The organism is Vibrio sp. 10N.286.51.E5 (genome assembly GCF_041469125.1).
Lineage (GTDB): Bacteria > Pseudomonadota > Gammaproteobacteria > Enterobacterales > Vibrionaceae > Vibrio > Vibrio crassostreae_C.
The window spans coordinates 129,255-155,073 of the sequence record NZ_JBFRJZ010000021.1; the positions used below are offsets into that span (position 1 = coordinate 129,255).

At 44.1% G+C, this 25,819-nt stretch carries 20 protein-coding genes and 4 pseudogenes; 14 read left to right on the forward strand and 10 right to left on the reverse strand.

The annotated features are described in order from the left end of the window. Positions 1–28 precede the first annotated feature (28 nt). The 5 genes from AB4161_RS07770 (at position 29) to pheT (ending at position 6,973) form a co-directional block, all read left to right on the forward strand. Positions 29–835 (forward strand): outer membrane lipoprotein-sorting protein, encoded by an 807-nt coding sequence (locus tag AB4161_RS07770; protein WP_372083130.1) that lies wholly within the window; start codon positions 29–31, stop codon positions 833–835. 9 nt (positions 836–844) lie between these two features. Then, positions 845–2,053 carry a hypothetical protein gene (locus AB4161_RS07775; protein WP_017060449.1) on the forward strand — a complete coding sequence of 403 codons (1,209 nt, stop codon included), beginning with the start codon at positions 845–847 and terminating at the stop codon, positions 2,051–2,053. Positions 2,054–2,255: 202 nt separating this feature from the next. Further along, positions 2,256–3,365: a GGDEF domain-containing protein gene (locus tag AB4161_RS07780; protein WP_029235308.1), complete on the forward strand. Its 1,110-nt coding sequence runs from the start codon at positions 2,256–2,258 to the stop codon at positions 3,363–3,365. Positions 3,366–3,583: 218 nt separating this feature from the next. Continuing rightward, the gene (pheS, locus tag AB4161_RS07785) at positions 3,584–4,567 is read left to right on the forward strand and encodes a phenylalanine--tRNA ligase subunit alpha (RefSeq protein WP_004734764.1); all 984 of its coding nucleotides are present in this window, start codon (positions 3,584–3,586) and stop codon (positions 4,565–4,567) included. 18 nt (positions 4,568–4,585) lie between these two features. Then, the gene (gene pheT, locus AB4161_RS07790) at positions 4,586–6,973 is read left to right on the forward strand and encodes a phenylalanine--tRNA ligase subunit beta (RefSeq protein ID WP_372083131.1); all 2,388 of its coding nucleotides are present in this window, start codon (positions 4,586–4,588) and stop codon (positions 6,971–6,973) included. A gap of 107 nt (positions 6,974–7,080) precedes the next feature. On the opposite strand, the gene AB4161_RS07795 is transcribed toward pheT, so the two are convergent. The 3 genes from AB4161_RS07795 to AB4161_RS07805 form a co-directional block, all read right to left on the reverse strand. Continuing rightward, on the reverse strand, positions 7,081–7,590 hold the full coding sequence (locus tag AB4161_RS07795; protein ID WP_372083132.1) for a hypothetical protein: 510 nt from the start codon (positions 7,588–7,590) through the stop codon (positions 7,081–7,083). Between the two features lie 13 nt (positions 7,591–7,603). After that, complete coding sequence (locus tag AB4161_RS07800; RefSeq protein ID WP_372083133.1) at positions 7,604–9,193, reverse strand: tetratricopeptide repeat protein; 1,590 nt, start codon at positions 9,191–9,193, stop codon at positions 7,604–7,606. Positions 9,194–9,710: 517 nt separating this feature from the next. Continuing rightward, a complete protein-coding gene (locus AB4161_RS07805) occupies positions 9,711–10,664 on the reverse strand; it encodes a hypothetical protein (protein ID WP_372083134.1) in 954 nt (317 codons plus the stop codon). Between the two features lie 165 nt (positions 10,665–10,829). Between AB4161_RS07805 and AB4161_RS07810 the strand changes: the two are divergent. Then, positions 10,830–10,916, forward strand: a pseudogene (locus tag AB4161_RS07810) (alpha/beta fold hydrolase); the annotation flags it as partial. Between the two features lie 571 nt (positions 10,917–11,487). After that, positions 11,488–12,414, forward strand: a complete 927-nt coding sequence (locus AB4161_RS07815; RefSeq protein WP_372083135.1) for a hypothetical protein — start codon at positions 11,488–11,490, stop codon at positions 12,412–12,414. A gap of 115 nt (positions 12,415–12,529) precedes the next feature. Here AB4161_RS07815 and AB4161_RS07820 read toward each other — a convergent pair whose 3' ends face one another. Next, positions 12,530–14,038, reverse strand: a complete 1,509-nt coding sequence (locus AB4161_RS07820; RefSeq protein WP_017059070.1) for a DUF3360 domain-containing protein — start codon at positions 14,036–14,038, stop codon at positions 12,530–12,532. A gap of 317 nt (positions 14,039–14,355) precedes the next feature. On the opposite strand from AB4161_RS07820, the gene AB4161_RS07825 reads away from it, so the two are divergent. From AB4161_RS07825 to AB4161_RS07835, 3 genes are all read left to right on the forward strand, one after another. Continuing rightward, the gene (locus tag AB4161_RS07825) at positions 14,356–14,694 is read left to right on the forward strand and encodes a cytosolic protein (protein ID WP_372083136.1); all 339 of its coding nucleotides are present in this window, start codon (positions 14,356–14,358) and stop codon (positions 14,692–14,694) included. Between the two features lie 83 nt (positions 14,695–14,777). Beyond that, a complete protein-coding gene (locus tag AB4161_RS07830; RefSeq protein ID WP_372083137.1) occupies positions 14,778–15,650 on the forward strand; it encodes a patatin-like phospholipase family protein in 873 nt (290 codons plus the stop codon). A gap of 15 nt (positions 15,651–15,665) precedes the next feature. After that, entirely contained in the window at positions 15,666–16,034 is a 369-nt protein-coding gene (locus tag AB4161_RS07835) for a hypothetical protein (RefSeq protein WP_032548681.1), read from the forward strand. 184 nt (positions 16,035–16,218) lie between these two features. Here the strand turns inward: AB4161_RS07835 and AB4161_RS07840 are convergent, their stop codons facing one another. The 3 genes from AB4161_RS07840 to AB4161_RS07850 all read right to left on the reverse strand — a co-directional run bounded on the left by AB4161_RS07840 (position 16,219) and on the right by AB4161_RS07850 (position 19,140). Further along, the gene (locus AB4161_RS07840) at positions 16,219–16,899 is read right to left on the reverse strand and encodes a haloacid dehalogenase type II (RefSeq protein ID WP_017065459.1); all 681 of its coding nucleotides are present in this window, start codon (positions 16,897–16,899) and stop codon (positions 16,219–16,221) included. A 197-nt stretch (positions 16,900–17,096) separates the two neighbouring features. Beyond that, the gene (locus tag AB4161_RS07845; protein WP_017059075.1) at positions 17,097–17,900 is read right to left on the reverse strand and encodes a MetQ/NlpA family ABC transporter substrate-binding protein; all 804 of its coding nucleotides are present in this window, start codon (positions 17,898–17,900) and stop codon (positions 17,097–17,099) included. Between the two features lie 331 nt (positions 17,901–18,231). Beyond that, the gene (locus tag AB4161_RS07850) at positions 18,232–19,140 is read right to left on the reverse strand and encodes a dienelactone hydrolase family protein (protein ID WP_017059076.1); all 909 of its coding nucleotides are present in this window, start codon (positions 19,138–19,140) and stop codon (positions 18,232–18,234) included. A gap of 411 nt (positions 19,141–19,551) precedes the next feature. Here AB4161_RS07850 and AB4161_RS07855 point away from each other — a divergent pair, with 411 nt between their 5' ends. Then, positions 19,552–20,178, forward strand: a complete 627-nt coding sequence (locus tag AB4161_RS07855) for a type II secretion system protein (RefSeq protein ID WP_372083138.1) — start codon at positions 19,552–19,554, stop codon at positions 20,176–20,178. Positions 20,179–20,189: 11 nt separating this feature from the next. On the opposite strand, the pseudogene AB4161_RS07860 reads toward AB4161_RS07855, so the two are convergent. Next, positions 20,190–20,645: pseudogene (locus tag AB4161_RS07860) on the reverse strand (Lrp/AsnC family transcriptional regulator). A 142-nt stretch (positions 20,646–20,787) separates the two neighbouring features. Between AB4161_RS07860 and AB4161_RS07865 the strand changes: the two are divergent. Continuing rightward, positions 20,788–22,585: pseudogene (locus tag AB4161_RS07865) on the forward strand (PLP-dependent transferase). Between the two features lie 116 nt (positions 22,586–22,701). Here the strand turns inward: AB4161_RS07865 and AB4161_RS07870 are convergent. Then, positions 22,702–22,944 (reverse strand): hypothetical protein, encoded by a 243-nt coding sequence (locus AB4161_RS07870; protein WP_017059085.1) that lies wholly within the window; start codon positions 22,942–22,944, stop codon positions 22,702–22,704. 406 nt (positions 22,945–23,350) lie between these two features. Here AB4161_RS07870 and AB4161_RS07875 point away from each other — a divergent pair. Together AB4161_RS07875 and AB4161_RS07880 are read left to right on the forward strand one after the other, a co-directional pair. Further along, positions 23,351–24,401: pseudogene (locus AB4161_RS07875) on the forward strand (HlyD family secretion protein). Positions 24,402–24,413: 12 nt separating this feature from the next. After that, positions 24,414–25,436: a DUF2955 domain-containing protein gene (locus AB4161_RS07880; protein WP_372083139.1), complete on the forward strand. Its 1,023-nt coding sequence runs from the start codon at positions 24,414–24,416 to the stop codon at positions 25,434–25,436. Here the strand turns inward: AB4161_RS07880 and AB4161_RS07885 are convergent. Continuing rightward, positions 25,433–25,687, reverse strand: coding sequence for a hypothetical protein (locus AB4161_RS07885; RefSeq protein ID WP_372083140.1), 255 nt, complete (start codon positions 25,685–25,687; stop codon positions 25,433–25,435). The two genes, AB4161_RS07880 and AB4161_RS07885, sit on opposite strands and share 4 nt — an antisense overlap. Positions 25,688–25,819 lie beyond the last annotated feature (132 nt).

The following is a 25,819-nucleotide window of genomic DNA, read 5'->3' on the forward strand; positions in this document are numbered from 1 at the left end:
TGCGGTGGGCTGACTCAAGGAGATATTTATGAAAAGCGTTAAACAAACATTCGCTACTACATTACTTACTGTTAGCTCGTTGGCACTGAGCACATTCGCCGCTTTCCCAGCGTTAGCAGACCCTGCGAAAGGCTTAGAAATTGCCGAGCAACGTAAAGCGGTCGATGTCGGGTGGGGCGATTCTGTCGCAACCATGGAAATGCTACTTCGCAACAAACAAGGCGAAAGCAGCTCGCGCCTAATGCGATTGAAGTCGTTAGAAGTGGATGATGATGGCGACAAAGGGCTGACCATTTTTGATGAGCCGCGTGACGTAAAAGGCACGGCTTTCTTGAACCATTCGCACATCACCAAATCCGATGACCAGTGGTTGTATCTTCCTGCACTCAAGCGTGTAAAACGCATCTCTTCACGCAACAAATCTGGCCCGTTTATGGGCAGTGAATTTGCGTATGAGGACTTAAGCTCGTTTGAACTTGAAAAGTACACCTTCAACTACATTGAAGACGCGAAACTGGAAGGCGTAGACACCTTTGTTTTAGAGCAAGTACCGACCGATAAAAACTCAGGCTACACCATGCAAAAGGTATGGCTAGACCAACAGCACTACCGCCCAATGAAAGTCGAGTTTTACGACCGCAAAGGCGCACTGCTTAAAACTCTATCGTTCCAAGATTACAAACAGTACCTAAACCAATACTGGCGCGCACACACCATGGCGATGCAAAACCATCAAACAGGCAAAAGCACCGTATTAACCACGACAGATTTAGTGTTCCAGACCGGTCTTAAAGACAAGGATTTCCAAAAGAACACACTAAAACGTGCGAAATAAGGCAGGAATATGAAAAGGATTGTGGCAACAGGAACCCAATTATCCTTAACCTTGGCGGCGACCGTCGGGCTTATGCAGGTGTCGTTGCCTTGTGTGGCGGCAGGCTTTAGTCCTGATATCGCAGGGCAGGTTAACCTTGAACATAGGCAGTTCTTTAGCGACGGCTTACAAGGGCAAGACAAAGGACAAAGCTCACTGGTGTTGCAGCCAGAGTTTTACTGGGAGCAACAAGAGGGCAACGGCAGCATTACCTTCACCCCGTTTTATCGCCTAGACAGTGAAGACGATGAACGAACTCATGGTGATATTCGCGAAGCCTTGTATTTAACCTATTGGGATGATTACGAACTGCGAGCGGGTGTTGGAAAGGTATTTTGGGGCGTAACCGAATCGGCGCATTTAGTGGATGTGGTAAACCAGACCGATGCCATTGAATCGGTCGATGGCGAATCCAAGTTAGGTCAGCCTATGGTGCACTTCACCTCGATAAAAGAGTGGGGCACCATAGACGCCATGTTACTGCCGTATTTTCGTGAGCGTACCTTCGCAGGCGAAGACGGTCGATTAAGGCCAACCGTGCCAGTATCGGACGATGCGCTTTACGAATCTTCACGAGAAGAAAAACACGTTGATGTGGCATTGCGTTACAGCCAAATGTACGGTGATTGGGATGTCGGTTTAAGTTATTTAGGTGGTACGAACCGTGACCCTTATTACCGTGTAGAAGGCAATCAACTTAAGCCATACTACGCCCAAATGCAACACTTCGGATTGGATGTTCAAGGCATTATCGGTGACTGGTTATGGAAGCTGGAAAGCATTTATCGCGACAGCTACGACAACCATACCGGCGTGGCGACAGGCTTTGAATACACTTGGGTAGGGGCGCTTGAATCGTACTGGGACATCGGCTTCATCGCTGAATACCTGTATGACAGCCGAGGCAACAATGCCCAAACCATCGGCCAAAATGATGTGTTCCTTGGGGCACGTTTCGCTTTGAACGATGAAGACGGCACCGAAGTGCTTACTGGTATCACTCAAGACTTAGATAACAGTGATGTCTACAGTGCCAAGCTAGAGGCATCGAGCCGTATTAACAACAATCTCAAGTGGCGACTGAATGCTTGGTTGTTTGAGAACGAAACCCCAGAGGACTTGTTGTTCTTCGCACGCAAGGATGACTTTGTTGAGATGGCGTTGGAATATTATTTCTAATGTTAGCTTCGTGGGGCGTTCCTGTTGGGGGGGACGTCTCAAATTTAAGATGAGCCATATTTAGAATGTTCAAAGTCGTCTTTTTATAAAGTGGATCAAACAATCGAATAAACCTACAGGTAAAATGGTTATATTTTTTCAGTATCTATAACCTCCGAATATGCATGTAAATCGTGCTGGTGGTATCGGCCTTAAGGGATTTATGAATTCATTTAATTGGGATAAAAACTTTGAAACAGGCATTGGTGTTGTAGATGAACAGCATCAATATCTTGTTGGTATTATCAACCACTACGGAAATCTGTTGTCAGAGAACACTATCTCTATCGACGACATAAACGTCGCTTTACTCGATCTCACATGCTATGCCGAATTTCACTTTAAAGAAGAAGAATCTTTGATGAGAGATTGCGGTGTGTATGAGCGACACATTGAAGAGCATATCAAAGTGCATCGTGTATTTATGCAAGATATCTACAGTATGCAAGCTTTCATCATGGAAGAAGATCAGTCGTCAGCACGGCAGTTACTTGATTTATTGATCCACTGGCTTGCTTACCACATCCTCGGCATCGACCAAAACATGGCGCGACAAATGACGGCGATAGAAGAGGGCGCGACACCTCTGCAAGCCTTTGAAGCGGAAGAAAAGCAGCAAGATTCTGCGACTGTCCCGCTGTTGGCTGCGCTTAACGGCCTGTTTGAACAAGTCTCTGAACGAAACAAACAGTTGTTACGCTTCAACCAGTTACTCGAAGATAAAGTTGAGGAACGTACGGCAGAATTAAAACGAGCGAATAAGAGACTTGAAGAACTGTCATTAACCGACTCTCTTACTAATTTGCATAACCGTCGTAGTGCTTTTAAACAGTTAGCGCTGCATTGGCAAGACTCCAAAGAACTGGGCATGCCTTTAGTGTGTATTATGATTGATGCCGACCACTTCAAGCGCATTAATGACACCAGCGGCCATGATGCAGGCGACTTGGTGCTACAAACCCTCTCGCGTGAACTGAAAAACACGTTCCGTAATGATGATATTGTTTGCCGGTTAGGTGGCGATGAGTTCTTGGTTATTTGCCCAAACACCGACCTTAAAGGTGGGATGTACATCGCGGAAACCGCTCGACAGAAAGTGTCTGAATTAGAGGTTGAAACCAGTCATCAAGTTTGGATTGGCAGTATTAGTGTCGGTGTCGCTGAAATGACCCAAGAATTCGAAACCATGAACGAATTGATTAAAGCGGCGGATGAGTCCGTCTATTTAGCAAAAAACGCAGGGAAGAACAGCGTTTGTTCTATTCAGATCTAGCCTTCAGGTCATTTCCAAATTAAGAAGTGGAACCTGTAATTGTTCCACTTCTTCCTACTCCTCATTAATATCCTGTTAAATTTGCCGTGTTTTTAGGCAATAACTTGTTCTTTTAGCGATTCAATTTGGCATTGGTTGCGTGTTTGATTACTATGTGTAGCTATCTAAAAAAACTAATCATCCGATACGGACACTACCAACTGGTAGATGAGGAAATGATGCAACATCTAGAAGAGATCATTGCTAATGCAACGACTGCTATTGATACAGCAGATTCGTTAGTCGCACTTGATGAAGTGCGAGTTCAGTATTTAGGTAAGAAGGGTGAATTAACTCTTCAACTACAAAGCCTAGGTAAACTTCCACCTGAAGAGCGTCGCACTGCTGGTCAAGAGATCAACAAAGCGAAAGGTGCTGTTCAACAAGCGATCGCAGCTCGCAAAGACGCACTACAACGTGCAGAGCTTGAAGCGAAACTAGCTGAAGAAACTATCGATGTGAGCCTACCAGGTCGTCGCATTGAGAACGGTGGTCTTCACCCAGTTACTCGCACTGTTGAGCGTATCGAACAGTTCTTTGGTGAGCTTGGCTTTAGCACTGAGTCTGGCCCTGAGATCGAAGATGCATTCCACAACTTTGATGCACTAAACATCGCAGACGATCACCCAGCTCGTACTGATCACGATACTTTCTTCTTCAACCCTGATCTAATGCTACGTACGCACACTTCTGGTGTTCAAATCCGTACGATGGAAAACGGCAAACCGCCATTCCGCTTCATTGCTCCGGGTCGTGTTTACCGTAACGACTACGATCAAACTCACACGCCAATGTTCCACCAAGTGGAAGGTATGTTAGTGGATGAGAACGTAAACTTCGCACAACTTAAAGGCATTCTTAACGATTTCCTTTGTAACTTCTTTGAAGAAGAAGTTGAAGTGCGTTTCCGTCCTTCATTCTTCCCGTTCACAGAGCCTTCAGCTGAAGTTGACGTGAAACGTAAAGATGGCAAATGGCTAGAAGTTCTAGGCTGTGGCATGGTTCACCCTAACGTACTTCGCTCTGTTGGCATCGACCCTGAGAAATACTCTGGTTTTGCATTCGGTATGGGTGTAGAGCGTCTAACGATGCTTCGTTACGGCGTAAATGACCTTCGTGCGTTCTTCGAGAACGACCTTCGTTTCCTTAAACAATTCAAGTAATCCGGGGCAGTCAAAACTATGAAATTCAGTGAATCTTGGCTACGCGAGTGGGTTAAACCTGCAATTAACAGCGAAGAGCTAGCTCACCAAATCACTATGGCTGGTTTGGAAGTTGACGATGTAGAACCTGTTGCTGGTGAATTCACCGGCGTTAAAGTAGGTAAAGTGGTTGAGTGCGGTCAGCACCCAGACGCAGACAAACTACAAGTTACAAAAATTGATATCGGCGAAGAAGAACTTTTAGACATCGTTTGTGGTGCATCTAACTGTCGTCTTGGCCTAACTGTAGCAGTAGCAACAGTTGGCGCAGTACTTCCTGGTGACTTCAAAATCAAGAAAGCAAAACTACGTGGCGTTCCATCGCACGGCATGCTTTGTTCTTTCTCTGAGCTAGGTATCGACGTAGAGTCTGACGGCATCCTTGAGCTGCCAGAAGGCACAACGTTAGGTATGGACGTACGTGAGCTTCTAGAGCTTAACGACGTAACTATCGACGTAGACCTAACAGCAAACCGCGCAGACTGCTTCAGCATCCGTGGCCTTGCTCGTGAAGTTGGCGTACTAAACCGCGCAGACGTTACAGAGCCAACAGTTGAAGCTGTTGCAACAAGCATTGAAGACACAGTATCTGTTGAAATCAAAGCAACTGATGCTTGTCCACGTTACCTTGGCCGTGTGGTTAAGAACGTAAACGTGAAAGCGGAATCTCCAATCTGGATGCAAGAAAAACTGCGCCGTTGTGGTATCCGTTCAATCGACCCAGTTGTAGACATCACAAACTACGTGATGCTAGAGCAAGGCCAACCAATGCACGCATTTGATCTAGCTAAGATCGAAGGCGGTATCGTGGTTCGTCTAGCAGAGCAGGGCGAAAAGCTAACACTTCTAGATGGCAACGAAGCTGAACTAAACAGCAACACGCTTGTTATCGCTGACCACAACAAAGCACTAGCAATCGCTGGCATCTTTGGCGGTCAAGATTCAGGTGTTACTACTGAAACAACAGACGTACTTCTTGAAGCAGCATTCTTCGCACCGGATCACATCCGTGGTCGCGCGCGTGCTTACGGCCTTCACACTGATTCTTCTCTACGTTTCGAACGTGGTGTTGATTCAACACTACAAGCAGCAGCAATGGAGCGTGCTACACAGCTTCTAGTTGAAATCTGCGGCGGTGAAGTTGCGCCAGTAAACGGCAGCGAATCTGAATCTGATCTTCCTAAAGCAAACGTAGTAGTTCTACGTCGCGCTAAGCTAGACAGCCTACTAGGTCACGAAATCCCATCTACAGACGTAGTGGAAATTCTTACTCGCCTAGGTTGTGAAGTTGAAACGACTGATGCTGGTTGGACGGCAACGTCTCCATCTTGGCGTTTTGATATCGCAATCGAGCAAGACCTAATTGAAGAAGTAGGTCGTATCTACGGTTACGATAACATTCCAAACCAAGCGCCTAAAGCGGCACTTAAAATGAATGACCACAAAGAAGCTGACCAACCGCTTAAGCGCGTTCGTGACCTTCTTGTAGACCGTGGCTACCACGAAGCAATCACATACAGCTTCGTAGAACCAGAACAGCAAAAACTTGTTGTACCTGGTGTTGAGCCGCTAATCCTGCCATTCCCAATCTCTGCGGACATGTCAGCAATGCGTCTTGGCCTAATCCAAGGTCTACTAAACACAGTTGTTCACAACCAGAAGCGTCAACAGTCTCGCGTTCGTCTATTCGAATCAGGCCTACGTTTCATCCCTGAAGCAACGGCTGAAAACGGCATGCGCCAAGAAATGATGCTTGCGGGCGTTATCTCTGGTACTCGTGGCGAAGAGCACTGGGACATTGCAACTAACACTGTAGATTTCTTCGATCTTAAAGGTGACCTAGAAGCAGTTCTTGAGCTTTCTGCAAACGAAATCGCATACAGCTTCAAAGCAGCTAAGCACCCAGCACTTCACCCAGGTCAAACTGCGGCTATCGTAGTAGACGGCAAAGAAGTGGGTATCATTGGTACTGTTCACCCAGAACTAGAGCGTAAGTTTGGTCTTAACGGCCGTACTATCGTATTCGAAATCGAATGGGCAGCTATCAACACTCGCGTGCTTCCAGAAGCAGTAGCAGTATCTAAGTTCCCTGCAAACCGTCGTGATATCGCCGTTGTTGTTGATGAAGCAGTTGCTTCTGGCGACATCGTAGAAGCGTGTATCGCTGCTGGTGGTGAATTCCTAACAGGCGCTAAACTGTTCGACGTATACGTTGGTCAAGGCGTTGAAGAAGGTAAGAAGAGCCTAGCAATCGCACTTAGCCTACAGTCTGTAGAGCGCACACTTGAAGATGCAGACATCGCTGGTTCAGTAGATGCTATCGTAGCTTCAATCTCAGAGAAATTCGGCGCAGCACTTCGCGACTAATCTCTTCTGATAGATAGAAAACCAAAGGCCTCGCATTGCGAGGCCTTTTTTGTTGGGGAGTGTTGAGTGAACTACCTTTAAAATAAGTACAACTGTCTATGCTGTCTCTAAAGCATTGAGCTTTCTTGTTGCTCTTTATCTTTTTTCTCACTCTCAGTTTGAGTATTAAAGGCTCTCAAAAGGTCAGAGTGGATATAATTCATAGATAGTTGAAAGCTCATATGCGGCGCCTCCAAAGTAATTTCAGTCTCACCATCTTTGTATGTTGCTGATTTATTACCAACGAAAGGGATCTTTTGGTTTACCAGTTGGTATTTTTTCGCAAGAGCACCATTTAAGTAATCGAATTTGTTTTTTGGTAATTCTGCTAAAACTGCAACCAGTTTGTTCGACTTACTAAAGATGGCTGTCACATCATTAATTCCTTCAAATTGGATTTGGCTTTGAGGGATCTTGAACATATCACCTTGGCTGTACTTGTTAATACCTTGATGAGATATATTGTATTTGCTTTTTAGTTGTTGAACCGTAGTTTCGCCAATCGTTAATCCAAATACCGTAGGGTTGGCGAGTGCCGATTGACATATAAAAAATAGCGCAAAGATAAAATTTTTCATTTTAAAATCCATTTCAGTAAAGGTGAGTGTTGTTTAAGTAGCCAATAGTGTGATTCTTGGGGATATAAACTTCAGTCCAGTTACTTCCAGAGGACAAAACATAAACACGCTGACCTTGTGGCAATGCCAGCAGTTCTTGACTGTCAAAATTACCTTCTTTATAAACTGAAGCTTTTTTGATCTGAACGGTTTTGGTTCCAAGCTTATTGAGTATGTCACTTAGGTTTGATTGTGCTTGTTTGTAATTTTGTTGTGCCGACTTTGCGTACCAGAACGCAGCTAGTTGATTACTTTTCCGTACACCTTTGCCGAATTCATACCGAATGCCTAAGTTACTTTGAGCAACATCATCACCTTGCTTTGCTGCTTTTTGATACCACTTAAACGCTTGATAGTCATCCTTTTCTACTCCATTGCCCTCTGCATACATAACACCAAGGTTGTTCTGAGCAACGGTATAACCTTGTTCGGCTGCCTTCTTATACCATTTGAATGCCTGTCTTGAATTTGCAGTAACCCCTTCGCCATTACTTAACATCCAGCCCAGCCTGAATTGAGCGTCAACATCTCCTTTCTCAGCAGATTGAAGATACCATTTATAAGCTTGTGTTAGATTCTTATCTCTACCTAACCCTTTATAATAGTGTTGAGCAATAAAATAATCTGATGCAGCAGAATCTGATTTACTTGCTATAGAGTACCAGTCAAATGATTTCTGATAGTCCTGCTTTACCCCATTGCCATTAAAATACATCCCAGCTAAATGATATGCAGCGTTCTTACTCTCATTCGCAACCTTCGATAGTAGTTTAAATGCTTTATCTGTGTCTTTTTCAGTACCAATTCCGTACAAATAATACCTTCCTAACTCGGAAGTTGGGGTTGTCCAACCTGAAGAAGCTGCTTTTGACATCCAATAGAAGGCAGATTCCTTGTCTATATTCGTACCTTGTCCATTCTCATATAACCACGCTAGATTTCTGGCTGAGTCCTTGTTTCCGCCTTTTGCTGATTTAGAGTACCAATGAATCGCTTTCTGATAATCCTGAGTTACACCATATCCATTATTAAAAGCAAGTCCCATATAGAAAGAGCAATACGTATCGCTATCAACACATTGTTCATACCATTTTAGGGATTGCTTATATTCTTTTTTCGCCCAATATAGCTTACCTAGCTTCTTTATTGAGTCAGCGTCACTTTTTTCAGCTTTTAGCCATAGTGGGAACAGCTTTTTGTTCTTTTCTAGAACTCTGGATGCTCGGTCTAATTTGCTCTCTGATGCTTTAGTTAAGTATGTGTGTGCGTCTTGATATTTTTCTTGTTCAAGTGCATACATGCCATAATCATATTGAGCATCTATCAAATTAGAATCTGCTGCTTTTTTTAGCCAATCAATATCTTCCTTTGACGGACGATTTGTTGATGTGTAAAGACGATGCATAGAACGGCTATCACCTTCTAAAGCCAGTTTCTGCCAAGATTCTCTTGCTTCAACATGCTCACCATCTTGAAAGGCTTTTTCTGCCGATTCATATGTCGCTGCACAACCTGACAATATCAATGCGACCAAAGCAATAGCCAACTGCTTACGTTTTAACATTATCCCTAACCTCAAATTATTGTAAGAAATTATAATTACCAAGAGGCATGCTATAAATATTTAACATATGTTTCAACGTGTTAAACTCATAATGCTGCAGTGATCACTGCTTTTTTGTAGCAGATAAACAGTACATAAAGTAACAAATAATATGTTTTGTTGTGTATTTATAGTAAAAGCCACTGTTAATTTGTGGTTATTTCGATTTTATGTGCTGTAAAATAATAATTAGTCAAAATTTTCAAACTTAATATTGTAATCACTCGGTTCAATTAATAGCTTCACCACTTTATAGTGGCTATATTGATTGAGAGGTACGCTTTCTGTGTTCCCTCCAAAGTAAGTAAAGAGACACTATGAAACGTTTAATTCTGAACATCACGCTCTTGGTATTGATGGCTCATGATTCAACGGTTAAGTCAGTGAAGTAGGGCGGTTGTAACTTTTCGACGGATAAAACTAAGGCCTCGCAATTGCGAGGCCTTTTTGTTTCTTGGGATATCTCAACCTGAAAAGGTTATATGGTCGCATCTGTCTTAAACAGTAATACCTTATTATCCGAGTAGCGGTAAAGATATGGGTAAGGTGATGTATTCATTGCCTCTACATCGGCCTTGAATTTTTCAGGATTAGCTTCGTATGTTTTTTGTTTAGCTGAGTTCATCCAACCGAAGTAAGGTACGTAACGATAGAAGTGGCTTTGCTCTTCGTATGTCGCCATCATTTCATCAGAGATAGAATACACGAGGTAACGTTTTGTTTTGGGCACGCCCTCAATGAAATCAATCTCACCTTCTACAATTTTCTTGAAGTAGTTTGGTTTGCGTGTTGAAAGAAAGCAGTGGTCTAATTCATCTTCAACAAAAGTGGTATCAGGCGTAAATTCGGCAGATTGTCTAAACTCGGCACATTCTGGTTTGGTAATATCCATTGCGCTGACACTTGTATTTCTAACATTGAGAAAATCTTGCTCAAACTCAAAAATTTCCGCATTCGGATATTTTTGCTTCATCATTTGTTTTAAGCGATCTAAGTCTTCGCGATAGATTGAGTCGTAAGTGACATCATCGCCAATAGGCTCGATAGCAATATTGTGCTGACGTTTGAAGGCGTAAGGAAGTTTGTCTGCTGTTTGCGTGCCCAAAAAGAACGTCGCTATATCGAGGTTTGATGCCAGGTTGCCAATTAACATGGCTGCGGTTGCGGTGGTACTGACCGTGTTTTTGATTGCTACTTTATCGTAGTAATCTTTCGCCAGAACATCGGCATTACCTAGCTTAGTCGGCTCACGCTCTGTGTAAACATACATGATTTGCATTGCTTGGCTGTACTGATCGTAATTGTCATGCTGATAAATATCGAGATCTGAAGCCTGTTCAGTGTTGTCTACCATTGCTTCTCTATCGTGTCTCACCGTACAACCAGTGAGTAATAATGCAGTCACTGATGCTGCGAGTATCGTTTTATTCATTTTCTAGACCACTAACTATATAAATAAGATAATTATTCGATGTTAATTATTTGCTTTAGTTATTGAGTGTTAAAGAATTCTATTGAAAATAGATACTTAGCAAGAGGTATAAATGTGACTTGGCACGTTGTTATTGAACATTGAGCAAGGTCTAAAGCGAATACAATTGAAGACTCAGGCCACTTCCCAATGCTTGAGCAACCAAAGCAGTTCAACGCAACGTTGATGAAAGCGGTGAAGTCAGTGAAGTAGGGCAGTTGCACGCGAAAATAGGCTGACAATCCCCTCCTAACCTCCCCTTGGTTTACATCTCCAGTCTCTTGTTGGTAATGGGAAAGGGGAGGAACTGAATACCGATCGTGAAAAGTGCAGCTATATGTTCAGCGCCAAAGAATGTTCTCCCCCTCGATCGTTAATCTAAAGAGATCGGGTCACTCCATTCGAGGGGGAGCTAGAGGGGGAGGTTTTGGTCTACTAGAACTATTCAACGCAACGTTGACGAAAGCGGTTAAGTCAGTGAAGTAGGGCGTTGTAGTTGTTAAAAGATGGATGTAATCGGTGATAGATAAAACTAAGGCCTCGCGATTGCGGGGCCTTTTTGTGAGTTGGAGGTTTTGCTAGCTACATTCTTTCAATTTGCGAGTGATGATCGCATCGCTCACTCGTTTATGGTCCTTAAACGACGGCCTCATAGTTATATAAATGCTCTATCAACCACCTCTAGATGCGTAATTAGCGCCACTGTTATTAGCAAGGGCTGACCGAATCTAGGAGGTGCTTTCTGCTGATAATCACTTTAACTATGTGTTTAGGACGTCCTGCTATGGCTAAGAAAATCATATTCATTCATGGTCGCGCTCAAAAGCCCGATAAAGCTTCCCTTCAAGCACTCTGGTACGAGGCTATAGAACATGGCTTGCAGCGAGATTGTGGAGACTCAAGTTCATTACAAGCTTTTAAAGATGTCGATAAACGGTTTGTCTATTACGGTGAGCTATCAAATACATTGTTAGACAAACCAACGGAAGACCCTGCAAGTCGTCAGCAAGCGTTGTCTGAACTCAAAAAGTACAAGACAAGCCAGTTCAATAAAACAACGTATAACAAGGTATCTAAAATTGGTTTTCTGAAAGAGGCGCTAGCAGATACTTTTTCATCGCTATTTGGAACGCTAGGTGTGGCTGAGACACTCATAACGAAGGTCGCACCGGACATGGCGCATTATTGGAATGAAGATACCTATTTTGGCAGTGATGTCAGGCATAGGCTAATGGTTGAACTTAAGGAAGCGCTTGATAATCAAGATGATGTGATGATTGTATCTCATAGCCTTGGGTCGATGATCAGTTATGACGTGCTGTGGAAGTTGTCTCATTACGGAGAGTATAGACACGACTATGGTGCAGACAAGAAGGTCAACTTATTGCTGACGCTCGGGTCCCCGTTAGGCGATGAAAACGTAAAAGATAGGCTAAAAGGGAGCCGCTTGAAAGATGAGAAGAAGTACCCGTTAAACATTCAGCAATGGATAAACATATCGGCAGAAGATGATTTTATCTCTCATGACAGCAAAATTAAAAATGACTTCAAGGATATGCTCAAACTGGATCTAATACCCGGTGGAATGAAAGATATCCACCCGATTTATAACCTCAATATTCGCAACGGGAAAAGCAATCCACATGCTTCCATCGGTTATCTCATTAATCCTAAATTCATCAAAGTACTGGATGAATGGCTCTCGAGTTGATGTGGTTTACCATCACCAATTACTTCGGTGCTCGTTCATTGAAACTTAGATAAAACAAGGCCTCGCGATTGCGAGGCCTTTTTGCGTTCTTACTAAAACTAAATATTAATCGAGCTTAACGAAAACTCGGGATAATCGCTGGTATGCCCGGTAGAAGGCCAACCAGCGCCATTACGCCACTTAGCACAATAAACATAGTGCCAGGCAACACCCAGCGGCTCATTTTACTCAGTTCACTACTACGTTCTTTACAACCGACTAAGCCTAAGTTATCTAACAGCATGGTGAGAGCCCAGCCAAATGCAGGGTTAACGAGCGCTGAAGAGAACACAACAATCGCTGCCGACTGTGTGGTTTTTCCTTCACGCGTCATTTCCATTCCAGCTTCTAGCAATGGAACAAATACCCCAACAATCAGCGCCACACACAGTACAGGTTGCCAGATAGCTAAATCCATCGGGTAACCCCAAACTGCGGCGATGATACAGAACAGAGCTGTGAGCAGCGCGCCAGCAGGAATAGGGCGTTTAGCTATCGCCGCTGGTACGATGTAAGTACCCCATGAAGATGTAAAGTTAGTACCACCGAGCAGAGAACCGAACGTTTGACGAATTGAAGCCGTGGTCATGGTGTCGTCGATGTTCATATGTACTTTTTCGGTACGCTCTGGGTAGCTGATCTTTTGGAATACTTGATGGCCTAAGAAATCTGGCGACCACATCGCCACGGCTAGAATCGCAAACGGCAATACCACCATGAAGTGTTCAATCGTCGGCAGGCCTAGCATCCAACCTGTATCTTCGCCCCACCAATACATAGGGTTCATGTTAGGCAAGCCTGGCTCAGTGTGGAAAGCAAATGGGGCGCCCATGGCAAATGCAATCGTACCACCCAGCAAGCAGCTAAGAGGGACAGCTAGCCAACGCTTACGGAAATGTTCCAATAATGCGTACAAAATAATGGTGCAAAAGATCACGACAAAAGCAATGTGGCTCATACCGATTCCTTCAGCCCAAGCGAAAAGCTTTTTCACTTGAGAGGCGGTTCCAACAAAGCCGAGGTAGAGCAATAAGCCGCCACACACGCCTTTACTGGTGAGGTTGGCCAACATGCTGCCACCTTTACTGATGGCTAAGATGAGGCCAAAAGCGCCAATCAACAGGCCAAACGCCATCGGGTGTCCACCTGCTGCAACCACAATCGGAATCAAAGGGATAAGTGGGCCGTGGGTCCCTGCGAGGTTTGCAGTCGGCAATAAAAAGCCAGAGAAAATAATAATGAAAACAGAGGCGATGAGCAGTTCATAACGAACGTTTTCTAGAATGAAGTCTTCATTTAATCCGAGAGCCCCAGCAAAGGTGGCTGCAATCGCGCCCACCATAACCACTTTACCAATGGTCGCCGCCATCGCTGGGATGGTGTCTTCTATCTCAAATCGATAATCTTTAAACGGCAAATTTGGACGCCAGCGCTTAGGCGACATGATTTGCAATTCGTGTTCTAGATACTGTTCTCGGGATTCAAACTCTGAGCTTGGTTTATGTTGTTGTTCATAGGTGAGTTCATCCTCATTGGCTTGAGGCTTCTCTGTTTGTATATGTGCGGACTCTAAAGTAGTGCTCATTTTGATTCCTTTCGTTCACACTCTTAGGTGTGTTATTCCAACAAACGTTGTTGACTCACGGTATGAAGCGCAAACAATGCGTCAACTTATAATTAAAAACTCATTAACATTTAGTTGTTAGTACCTTATACCAAACCAAAAAAAACAAATAGACTCAGTCGGTTAGACATTAGTCGTAGAGTCGGACGACTAGTATTAGACCCTGTAGATAGTATGTGTCTGGTTATTTGTAGTCCCTTAATTTCTCCCACGTTCTGCACTTGATAGTGATAGAATCTCCGCATTAGAGTTATCGAGAAACTAGGTATTTATAAACAATGTTTATCCATCACGTAAATGGCATCGACTGGCTGGTAATTACAGCCTTTGAAGAACTGAAAACTATGTTTATCGAAGATGCAGGCCCAATCCCAGCTTGCTTTTCTACCGCCAGCGAGTTGAGCCTGATTGATCAAGCCAAACGCAGTTATGGATTTTTGCCTAAACTCCGCGGTGTGATCACCGATACCGGCACGTATCAAAGTGAAAATCTTGAAGAAGATTTGAACCCACAGCTAGCGTGTATAGTGGAAGGGCGTGGTCGGGTGTTTATCTATCACGGCGACTATGTGGCTTTTGTGGATGACGAGCAAACCTTCATTACCCGTATGGACTGAGAGTGGTTCGGTGAGTTGAGATCTGCGAATTGGTAAATCGGCGAGTTAGCTCCCCTAGAATTAAAAACTAAAGGATTAATACGATGGCAAAAACGGTCTCATTAGTACTTGGCAGTGGTGGCGCAAGAGGCTTGGTTCACGTTGGAATCATCCGTTGGTTAATTGAGCATGGCTATCAGATCAAATCTATCTCTGGCTGTTCAATTGGCGCACTTATCGGTGGTGTCTACGCGGCGGGCAAGTTGGATGAATTTGAAGAGTGGGTCACCAGTATCGACCAATCGGATATGGCTATGATGTTGGACTTTTCATGGCAATCGAGTGGTATGTTCAAAGGGGACAAGATCATCGACACTCTGCGTGGACTGATCGGCGAGATTTCAATTGAAGATCTGCCCATCCCTTATACCGCAGTTGCCGCTAACGTCGCCGATGAAAAAGAGGTTTGGCTGCAATCAGGTTCTCTGTTTGACGCCATTCGCGCCTCCATCTCTTTGCCACTGTTCTTCACTCCACATGTCATTAATGGTGAAGTGCTGATTGATGGAGGAGTGCTCAATCCCGTACCGATTGCGCCTACCTTTAGTGATAAGACAGACTTTACGCTGGCTGTGAACTTAGGTGGTGAACCTGAGATGCTTCAACAGGAAACGATACCGGTTTCCCTACCTACAAAAGAGAGCAATCTGCATGAGAAGGTTGTTCACTTTATCGATAATCTCGGTAGCAGTGTAAAAAGTAAAATGAGCTTCAACTTTGCTGCTTACGACATTGCCAACCAAGCGTTTGATGCGATGCAATCGACCATTGCTCGCCAAAAGTTGGCCGCTTACCCCGCCGATATCACGCTTGAGATCCCACGCAATGCTTGTGGCACCCTAGAGTTTGATCGCTCACAAGAGATGATCGACAGAGGCTACCACTTAGCACAGGCTAAACTGGGCAATCGACTTTAATGTATTTGCTGCTGAATGAGGGTAACTATGGAAACTGAACTCAAACTATCTGAACTCAAAGAATTGGTCACAACAAAAGATGTCATCGTGCTCACCAGCATAGAAGAGCCTGCTGTATCTTGGTTGATAGATTGCTATCAAGAGAATGCTGATATCCAAATTATCGAGAACGCACACCAACTAGATACTGAAGCGATTTTGTCGCAATGCAGAAGCAGCCTTAACGAAAGTAAAAAGGTCATCCTTACAGCGCAGTTTCGTAGCCAACTGCCTATCATCAATATCGCTTCACTGTGTAATGAGCAGCGCAAATCATTGATCAATATTGAGCTATCAGGCTGGGATGAAGACAAACGCGTTCCTCATTCTTACAGTAGTTTCTAGCTTATATTTGTTGCTAGCTTATATTTGTTGCTAGGTAACTGCAGTTTTTAGGTAACCGACAGCGTCTCTATAACCAGAGCAGTTCAACACAAGGTTGATCAAAGCGGTTAAGTCAGTGTCCGGAATTTGTTGACCACTACAGGGTGGTTGTATCGAATCAGGAGTAGAAAAGTCTCTTGAGATTTTACTTGTCTAAATTGTGCTTAATTATTTGTTCCACCACACCATTCATCGTCCTTGAGCTAATCTCCGGTTTCAAATACAAGGAATGATACTCAACTCCTGTTCGGTCTATATAGGCTGCTTGTAAGCCAGCGGATAGCGCACCATGAGTGTCCCAATCATGAGTAGCGACAAGACGAAGGTTTTCTACAGGCTCTTTTAAAGTTTCGGCTGCAAAGTTATACACATCTGAATTGGGTTTGAAACTGCCTGTTTCTTCAACGGAAATGACGGTGTCGAAATAATCTTCTAAGCCTGAGTTCTTGATTTGAGAAGTGATGAGATCGAGGGATGAGTTGGAAAAAGCGACGGTTTTAAACCCGTTCTCGCGCAATTTGAGCAAAGACGCTTTGATATCTGTGTGCGGTGGTAGATTGGCAAAAGAAGTTAACAAGGCACCTTTGCTTTCCGCCGTTAAATCACACTTGTACCGTTGTGCAATAGCGTTGAGCGCTGCATTCGCTAATTCAGAAAAAGTAGATTTTACGTTTGTTGCGATGCAAACCGTTGAAGAGTGTAAAAGCTTTGAAAACCAAAGTGATAATGCATCCTCCTTTCCAAACACCGCTTTAAATTTAGGCTGTAATGACTCCAAATTTAAAACCGTTTCGTTTATATCAAAAAGTATCACTTCTTTTTTCATGCAAAGCCCCCAGATTTAATTGAATTTTATGCTTACATAATCTGCTCTGACGATATGGTTTTCAACCTCCATTCAAGTAACTAAAGCTTTGCTCTCTAATTTGAAAAGAAGCTGGAATGCGTCAACGACAACCCGCCAACTCAAATCTGGCGTTGCTTTATGAGTATCATGCAACGCCAAATCTGAAACGATTTAGCTTAATTTGCGGCTTCGATGGTGCCTTTGAAAGTGCTGTCTAAAAAGTCATTGATCTCTTGTGAGTGGTAAATTGAGATAATCTTTTTATACGTTTCATTATTTTTGTCTTCTTCTCGCGCCGCAACAACCATCACTGCTAAAGGTGCGTCTTTTTTCTCTAAGTAAATGCCTTGTTTCTTAGGGTCGAGTCCAGCCGACATTACATAGTTCATGGTGATTGCAGCAGCATCTACATCGTCAAGAGAGCGGGGTAGCTGCGCGGCATCCACTTCAACAAATCGAATGTTCTTCGGGTTGCTAACAATATCGTTTAAAGACGCGTTGAAACCAGCGTTGTCTTTTAATGAGATCAGCCCTGCATCTTCAAGCAGTAATAGTCCACGCCCGCCATTCGTTGGATCGTTTGGAATCGCGATTCGAGCGTTTTCGGGAATAGAATCAAGCGAAGTGTACTTGTTCGAGTAAACGCCCATACGCATCAAAATTGAACGTCCGATAGAAACTAACTGGCTATCGTGATTGGCATTAAAGTTATCGAGGAATGGCTGATGCTGGTAACTGTTCAGTTGGATACTTCCATCATCTAATGCTGCGTTAGGGGTGATATAGTCTGAGAACTCGACGAGTTCAATGTTTATCCCTTGCTTTGCTGCTTCTTTGGCAACAGCTTGTACAACTTGTGCATGTGGGCCAACTGTCGCCCCAATCTTGATGACAGCCTCGTCTTTTTTTCCACATCCTGTTACACCGAATACGAAAGCTAATGCCAACAGGGATGCTGTGATTTTTTTGTAGCTGTTCATGATAACTCCATTTAATAAATAAAAGACATGTAGACGTCTAGCTATCTATATTATCTATTTGCGCGATCGGGTCAATAGGTTTGTTTGAAGCGAAGTTACATTGATGAGCGGTTAAGTCAGTGAATCAACGAGGCTTCTGTACGTGAGACTCGACCGACAATCCCCTTCTAACCCCCTTGGTTTACATCTCAAACCTATTGTTGGTAATGGGAAAAGGGAGGAACTGATTACCGACCAACAAAGGCCTCGCGAGTGCGAGGCCTTTTGGGTTTTGTAGGGAATAGGGCAGTCACTCGGAATCTAAAGAAAACGGGTTCAGTAAAGCTAACTATTAAGAAAGCTTTTGGTTAAAGAACTCAAGTGTACGTTTCCAAGCTAACTCTGCTTCTTCTTCAGCATAGCGGCCTGTTGAATCGTTATGGAAGCCATGGTTCACGCCGTCATAGATGTAAGCTGTGTAGTCTGCTTCGTTCTCTTTGAGTTCGGCTTCATAATCTGGCCAAGTCGCATTCACGCGTTTATCGATTCCCGCAAATTGGATGAGCAAGGGGCCTTTTACATTTTTTCTTAAATCTGGTGCGGCAGGAGTACCATAAAATGGAACGCCTGCATCGAGTTGCTCTGGCATGACAGCGGCCAACATATTCACGATATAGCCACCGAAGCAGAAACCGACTGCGCCTAGCTTACCGTTACTTTTTTCATGGGACTTCAAGAAGTTTGCCGCTGCGATAAAGTCTTCTTCGATTTTCTCTTTTGATAGCGACTTCTGCATCGTTCGACCTTCATCATCATTACCTGGATACCCGCCAAGCGAATAGAGTGCATCAGGTGCAAACGCAATAAACCCCGCCGCTGCGAGTCGTCTTGCCACATCCTTTATGTATGGATTGAGGCCTCTATTTTCATGAATGACCAATACAACAGGCGCATTGCCCTCTAACTCTTTGGGTACAACCAAGTAACCATAGCCTTCGCCGTGTCCTTTAGGTGAAGGAAACTTCTCGTAGGTTGCTTTGATGGAAGGGTCATTGAAAGAGACTTGCTCTGCCTGCGCATAATTAGGAATCAGTGCAGAAGTTAGCGTCGTCATGGTTAAGCCAAGTACAGCTAGCCCAGATAGACGAGCCATAAACTCTCTGCGATCAATCAGGCCGTGTGCATATTCGTCGTACCAATCAAATGCTTCTTGAGGGATAGATCGAGTCGGCGTTGATTGAGATTCGGTATTTGGATTCATAACTTTTCCTTGTTGTGAGTTGTTTGACCAATCAACTATAGTGGAAAATTTGATATAATTGAACGATCGCTCAATAATTTTTGAGCTATTTGTTATATCAAAGTACAAAAATTAGATGACAGTCCGATAAAACGATCACTTCGAATCGATTTCCATCGCTTTGGTTTGTTTTACGGAGCAATTCAATACAAGGTTGATTTGAGGGTTAAGTCAGTGAAGTCGGGTGTGATGATTGTTTGTTTTTAGGGAGGCTCTAAATCGAAGTTGGGCACATTAGAGCTAGGCTTATTTTCCGCAGACATGGACAAGTAAGTTTCAATGCAAAACGCTTGATTTTACTCTGGTATAATCTTTCCTTATAAGGGAAGCCATAGCGTTATTAGAACCGTTTTGATGAGAGATAAAAAATAGATGTTAAGACTTTTGCGTCAGATAGAAAAATGGAAACTTGCATCGTTTAGTTTACTCATGCTCATTGCCGCATTTTTTATCTACAACCAGATCGGTAATCGTATTTCCCGTGTCGATGAGGCAACATTTTTGATCGGGCAACTGAATACTGTCTTGGATGCAGCGGAGCAATATTCTCATGACAATGGCTCTCTGCCTCCTATTACTTCCGATACCGACACGAACTTCGGCTACTTAAACATCAATCACTTAATTGAAAATCCGGGCTTATCAACATGGCGAGGACCATATCTACCTTATGGCGATACATGGATAGGTGGTGATCAGTACATCGATCACCCAGATTACATAGCAACGCAATTACTGCTTAAGGAAAAGGGCAGCCAATGGGCACGAGGAAGCTCCGAGACAGGTTGTGAATCGTCATCATCCACTTGCTCTGTTGCAGCTTGTATATGGTTGGTACCAACAAAAGTGGCACAAGAAATTAATCAGATTGTGGACGGCAACACGGATATAGAAAGTTCGAATACGACCGGAAAAGTACGTTACGACAAAGCTTTTGGCGGCGCACTTATCTGTATGATTGGAGATGATTATCCAATGCCTTCAGCACAGACAAATTAAGTCGTTTCTAATTATCTCACTGGCAGCTTGGTCTTAGTTTTTACTTGACCAAAGGAGAAGCTCGATTCTATAGAAGCGATATTGGGTAGGCGAGTTAATTGCTTACGGATGAACTGCTCGTAGCTTTTGAGTGATTCACTGACTACATGCTATAGGTAGTCGTAATTGCCCGTCATTAGAAAGCACTCTAACACCTCGTCAATCACTTCGATGTGCTGTTCAAAGTCTCGCATGTTCTCTTCTGTCGGCTTTTCAAGTTTCACCAACACAAACACATTCACAGGTAAGCCACATGCTTCTTGGTCGACACTGGCGTGATAGCCGCGAATCATCCCTTGTTTCTCTAATGCTCGAACTCGACGTAAGCAAGGAGAGGGCGACAGAGCCACTCGATCGGCCAACTCTTGATTGGTGAGCCGAGCGTTGCTTTGCAGTTCAGCCAGTATTTTCTTGTCGATCTCGTCCATTGGCATATTCCATCAATATTGAGTTTAGTTTGGCAATATTATTGCTCAAAGTGTATGTCTTACTTCGCAAATAGCAATTTTTAACATCAGCACAAAACTAAAATTAAAGGAGGAACAACAAGCATGGAATGACTTAGGAATTATGAATACTTCAACTCAACTTAGCCCGCTGCGTAAAACCACCAAACACGAACAAGCAGAAGCCCTTGCGATTGAGCAAGCAAAGCACTTTGGTATCGATCCAAACAGTGATTACGGCGTCACGCTTATCGAACTGGCGACGACGCTGTACAAAGCCAATACCAAGACTCACGACCTTTGGGCATTGACCGTTGATGGACTTTCAGAACTCGACAAGAGTGACCGAATCGCCTGGTTTAACGCCAAACGTTTCCTGTCATTCCAGATCGCTAAGATCCTCGATAACCTGCAAAACCCGATGCGTGCCACTTACCAATCCATTGCCACCAATAATGGCAACTTTGCGTCTAAAGGCGCGTATCCTATCTTCGATAATGTGGCGGCTATCTTCTCGGCAAGCCCGGTTATTACGCGCACTGCGACCTATTTATTTGCCTGTACAGAATGGATTGAAGATGCGTTCAACGGTAAAGAACCGCTGCACGATATTTATTCTCGACTGCTTAACCCAACCTCGATTTCACTGGCTAACCATATGGTTGATATTGAGGCAGGCTCTAGAGCCAACGAATACCTCGCATGGAACTTTAATTCGGGTATGGCGGCCATTGATGGATTGTTGAGCCATTTACTTGGACATGAAGACATAGTCTTGGCTTCACGTAATATCTATGGCGGTTCTTACCAGTTGTTGGAAGATTGGTTTGGGAAACCGTCTAACCTAAATGTCGCGGTGGAGTGGGTGGATGGTTACTCCGGTGATGAGTTTGCGACGCGCCTTGATGAGGTTGCTCATAAATACGCAGATCGCATCGCTGCGGGTAAGAAAATCTACGTTTACCTAGAGTCACCGTGTAACCCGCATGGATACGTGTTGGATGTTGCTAGCATTAGTAAAGCTGGTCACTCTCGTGGTTGACTCGACAGTGGGGACTCCATTGCTGCATCCAGTACTAAAACGCGACGATGTGGCTGAAAGACCCGATTATGTGATTCACTCCTACACCAAAGAACTGGCGGGTTCTGGCACCACAACCGCTGGAGTTGTGATTGGCCGCAACGAGACCATGTTTATTCCAAAAGGAGAGGAGGTCACTTTCACCAAGCCCAACGGTGATGAGGCCAAAATCCTATGGAACGAAACGCTGTTTTGGAATGTGTACTACATTAAGGGTGCATTCCTAGATGCAGATAAAGCGTTTGAAGTGCTCAATGGTATGAAAACGTATGAGATGCGAGTGGTGCAAAAAACGATTAATACACTGACTCTCGCGAAGATCTTTGATGCTCACCCAGACATCAATGTGTCGTGTCCTGCTTTGCCAGATAGTGATAACTATGAACACTGCCAGAACAACATGTACTTGGGGCTACCAGCGGCGCTTTTCACTATCGATATGGAAGGCAATGGCGACCGTGCGCCAATCAATCGAGATGGCTTCAAACAGTTCTTCGACATGCTTGAGCCCGCTATCGGCATGCAAGTAAGTTTAGGGCAAACCAATACAGTGGCGCTGTGTCCAGCACTGACTACGCACTCAGAACTCAGTGATGAAGCGCTCAATGAAGCCGGTATCAAACCGACGACAATGCGTATCTCTATTGGCTTGGAAGATCCTCGAATGTTCATTGCTCATATTGTCGAGGCGGCTAAATTGTCGATTGACCGCAACCACGTAGATTTCTCATCCAGCTTCCCGAGTGGTGACAATATCGATGAAATCTATATGCAAACTTATATGGATGTACACCAGAGGTTTGTGAAAAGCTTGCCGAAGTTCAGTGAGCTGAGTCAGTAACTTAGGTCAGTTAACAAGATTAGTCAGTTAAAGGCCGTCAATAAAAAAGCACCCAGCTGACTCAATAGTCGGTAGGGTGCTTTCTCGATGATCATATTGGTTTACCAAGTCACTTACTATTTAGGCTGGTGGCCTGTCTTCTTCGCAAGTTCTTGCATAGCCTCGGCAAACGTAGTTGTTCCGCCTTTCGCTTTAACCTGAACCACCTTATATCCTTGGCTTTCCAGCGCTTGGCGCTCTTCTAAAACGGCTTTGTCATCTGGTTGACTGCCTTGCACAGGCTGATGAATGTAATACCCTTCTAATTGACCATCTTCGACCAGTTGGTGGTGTTTCAGTGCATTGATATCAAAATTCATAGTAAGTCTTTTCGCTTTAAATGGAGAGTCTCTGTGGCAAAGGCCGCGAGTCTTTATAATTTTATGGTTTGTACAATAGGCATTTTAACCATAAGAAGCTAGCGAAAATTAAGCAATCCAATGGAATGAAGTCGGGTGGTCTTACTTCTTCAATCTCTTATTGAACGCTGGGAAGGAAAGGGGAGGAACTGAATGCGAACGTTTCAATACACCCTTATCTGACCTTTTCGTTCAACCATTGAGCGAAATCGGTACAAATCATCAACCTTTCCAAATGTGGAATCCTCACTTCTTTTATTGGCTCTGTTTTCCATTTGTGAATGGTTATAACCTAGTTTTCGTAGAAAAGAGAATCGAATAAGCCGTGAGCGCGGCGCTTTATAACGAATGAAAACTAGGTACAAGCATGAACGAAAACTTTTATAGATACGCGATTTACACTGTTTTTTCAGCGGCAGCATTGTTCTCCGCTTTTTTAGTCACCTCAGATAATGTTTCCCCTTTTACCACTCAAGCGACTTTGTATCGTAACGTCGCGACCATTGCGCCAGAAGTGTCCGGCGTAATTACCGACGTCATGGTTAGTAATGGCGAGTTGGTTGAAAAAGGTCAACCATTATTTGCTATCGATGCCAGTAGCTACCAATTGAAAGTGGCACAAGCGCAAGCCGAACTGCATCAAGCGCGTGATTCTGACTCAGCGAAATGGCAGCAATTAGCAGCAGCGAAACAAACACAAAGCCAACGAGAATTCGAATATCACAACGCGAAACAGAAACTCGCACGTAACCAAAAACTGCGTAACAAAGGGCTCGCGACGGAACAAGATCTTGATGATGCAATCACCAATACACAAGTTGCGAGTAGTGCGGTTGAAGCTGCGAACGCGGAAGTGAAACGCATTGAGGTTGAGTTATCGACCCAAGACCGCACAGCGGCCATTGAATTGGCAGAAGCAAAACTTGCCAGTGCGGAACTGGATTTAGGCCACACTCAAGTCGTCGCGCAAACGGAAGGCGTCGTGACCAACTTGCAATTGCAATCGGGTAGTTATATCACTCAAGGTACTTCATCATTGCTGCTGGTGGACGAAGCTCATGCGTGGATCAGTGCGGACTTCAATGAGAAAGGCATTGATAAGCTAACTAATGGCCGCGAAGTTTTGGTCTCTTTTGATGCGCTACCAGGCAAAAGTCTTTACGGGGGAAGTGAGTAGCCAAGAGCGTGCGATTTACGACACCAATAACACCAATGGCAAACTGTCTAGCGTGACCAATGATACGCGTTGGATCCGTGAGCAACAGAAAGTACGTACCCGCATTACCGTTAACGAACTGGATCCTTCGATGATCTCAGGTTCACGAGCGAGTGTGATTGTTGAAAGCGGTAACCCAATAATGCACGTTATTGGCTCGGCTTGGATTCACTTGGTTTCAACATTTCGCTACATCTATTAGTAGGAGATGACTATGTGGACATTCGAAAACACTGCAAAGGGTCAGTCTCAACGTAATGAAGCGCTGCGCGTCGCACTTACTGTGACGATTTGTATGGTGTTGGGAAAGCTACTAAACCTAGACTCTCCCGTTTATCTGGCGTTGTATCCAACCATCATCATGACCAAGAATAAAGATTACTCTTGGCTTGGCCTGAACCGTACTTTGTCACCCACTTTATTGGCTGCAAGTACAGCGCTGGTAGTGACTGAGGTATTTTCACAGCATCCGTTTGTGGTGTGGACCATTAGCCTGTTCTTCTTCGATTTTATGCGTCGTCGAGCTACTACGCCAGCGAAGAAAGGTAAAATGTTGATGCCAACTTTCAACTGGATTTTGATTGTCGTGTTTGCTCAGCACACCACCATGGATATGCCGATGCGTATTCATGAAATTTTGTTATCCATGTTGATTACCATGGTAGTAGCAAAAACCATGGTGGCTCTGTTCCCTGTTGAGCAAGGAAGCAAGCCTCCTGTATTTAAAGAACAGCCTGTCACATTTGAGAACAGAGCAATTTCACTCGCGTTGATTGGTCTTGGTTTGGCATTCTTGATGATTGTCGACATCATCTCTGCAACGTTCTGCATGGTGCCAGTGATTGCTGCTGCAACCCAAACCACACACAAAAGCTTTATCGACGTGGTTGACCGCCGTTTTCAAACTCAAGTAGGCGGCTGTGCAGTAGCCGCGGTGTTCACCTTGTTGATGGCAGGGCATCAGTCTACATTCGGTTACTACACCATAGTGTTGGGTTTATTTGCCTTTATGATCACCGCATCAATGGCCAAAGCGAAAGGTTCAGCCAGGGACGTTCATGCCGATGCGTTATTAGCGACCATGCTGCCGATTCAGTTGTACATGACCAGTAGTAATTTGGGGTTGGAAAGTACCTTCCTACGCGCTTGGGAGCTGACTGTGACTTTGTTTGTGCTGTGGGCTTTGTGTCATTTTGTTCGTAAGCCTAATGGTGAAGAGCCGGCACTCGTTCTCTAATAATCAAATCCGGCCAACCGATTATGGTCTGATTTGATTGCGCCTTTCATAAAATTAAAAAATGCTTTTACTTTGGCTGAATCTTCTAAATCTTTATGAGTCATCATCCATAGGTCTGTATTTTGGTGCATCACTTCCATATCTACTCTTTGCAGAGTTCCCTTACTGTTACCTAAAAAGCAGGGTAAGTAGGCTAACCCCATCTGATTTTCAGCCGCGATGATCAGGGGCTCAAAAGAGTCGGCTTTCATGACAATTTTGTCTTCCGAAATCAGTTCAGAAACCTGTAGCGAAGCACTGCCTCTATGCATCATTAACCAAGATGCAGACTTTAAGGGGTGCTTACTCTTAAGGCCATTTATATATTGTGGCGATCCGTAAAC

What these genes read in the sequence shown, in the direction of transcription:
- AB4161_RS07770 (WP_372083130.1), top strand. Translation starts at nt 29, where the DNA reads ATGAAAAGCGTTAAACAAACATTCGCTACTACATTACTTACTGTTAGC.
- AB4161_RS07775 (WP_017060449.1), top strand. Translation starts at nt 845, where the DNA reads ATGAAAAGGATTGTGGCAACAGGAACCCAATTATCCTTAACCTTGGCG.
- AB4161_RS07780 (WP_029235308.1), top strand. Translation starts at nt 2,256, where the DNA reads ATGAATTCATTTAATTGGGATAAAAACTTTGAAACAGGCATTGGTGTT.
- pheS (WP_004734764.1), top strand. Translation starts at nt 3,584, where the DNA reads ATGCAACATCTAGAAGAGATCATTGCTAATGCAACGACTGCTATTGAT.
- pheT (WP_372083131.1), top strand. Translation starts at nt 4,586, where the DNA reads ATGAAATTCAGTGAATCTTGGCTACGCGAGTGGGTTAAACCTGCAATT.
- AB4161_RS07795 (WP_372083132.1), bottom strand. Translation starts at nt 7,590, where the DNA reads ATGAAAAATTTTATCTTTGCGCTATTTTTTATATGTCAATCGGCACTC.
- AB4161_RS07800 (WP_372083133.1), bottom strand. Translation starts at nt 9,193, where the DNA reads ATGTTAAAACGTAAGCAGTTGGCTATTGCTTTGGTCGCATTGATATTG.
- AB4161_RS07805 (WP_372083134.1), bottom strand. Translation starts at nt 10,664, where the DNA reads ATGAATAAAACGATACTCGCAGCATCAGTGACTGCATTATTACTCACT.
- AB4161_RS07815 (WP_372083135.1), top strand. Translation starts at nt 11,488, where the DNA reads ATGGCTAAGAAAATCATATTCATTCATGGTCGCGCTCAAAAGCCCGAT.
- AB4161_RS07820 (WP_017059070.1), bottom strand. Translation starts at nt 14,038, where the DNA reads ATGAGCACTACTTTAGAGTCCGCACATATACAAACAGAGAAGCCTCAA.
- AB4161_RS07825 (WP_372083136.1), top strand. Translation starts at nt 14,356, where the DNA reads ATGTTTATCCATCACGTAAATGGCATCGACTGGCTGGTAATTACAGCC.
- AB4161_RS07830 (WP_372083137.1), top strand. Translation starts at nt 14,778, where the DNA reads ATGGCAAAAACGGTCTCATTAGTACTTGGCAGTGGTGGCGCAAGAGGC.
- AB4161_RS07835 (WP_032548681.1), top strand. Translation starts at nt 15,666, where the DNA reads ATGAGGGTAACTATGGAAACTGAACTCAAACTATCTGAACTCAAAGAA.
- AB4161_RS07840 (WP_017065459.1), bottom strand. Translation starts at nt 16,899, where the DNA reads ATGAAAAAAGAAGTGATACTTTTTGATATAAACGAAACGGTTTTAAAT.
- AB4161_RS07845 (WP_017059075.1), bottom strand. Translation starts at nt 17,900, where the DNA reads ATGAACAGCTACAAAAAAATCACAGCATCCCTGTTGGCATTAGCTTTC.
- AB4161_RS07850 (WP_017059076.1), bottom strand. Translation starts at nt 19,140, where the DNA reads ATGAATCCAAATACCGAATCTCAATCAACGCCGACTCGATCTATCCCT.
- AB4161_RS07855 (WP_372083138.1), top strand. Translation starts at nt 19,552, where the DNA reads ATGTTAAGACTTTTGCGTCAGATAGAAAAATGGAAACTTGCATCGTTT.
- AB4161_RS07870 (WP_017059085.1), bottom strand. Translation starts at nt 22,944, where the DNA reads ATGAATTTTGATATCAATGCACTGAAACACCACCAACTGGTCGAAGAT.
- AB4161_RS07880 (WP_372083139.1), top strand. Translation starts at nt 24,414, where the DNA reads ATGTGGACATTCGAAAACACTGCAAAGGGTCAGTCTCAACGTAATGAA.
- AB4161_RS07885 (WP_372083140.1), bottom strand. Translation starts at nt 25,687, where the DNA reads ATGAAAGCCGACTCTTTTGAGCCCCTGATCATCGCGGCTGAAAATCAG.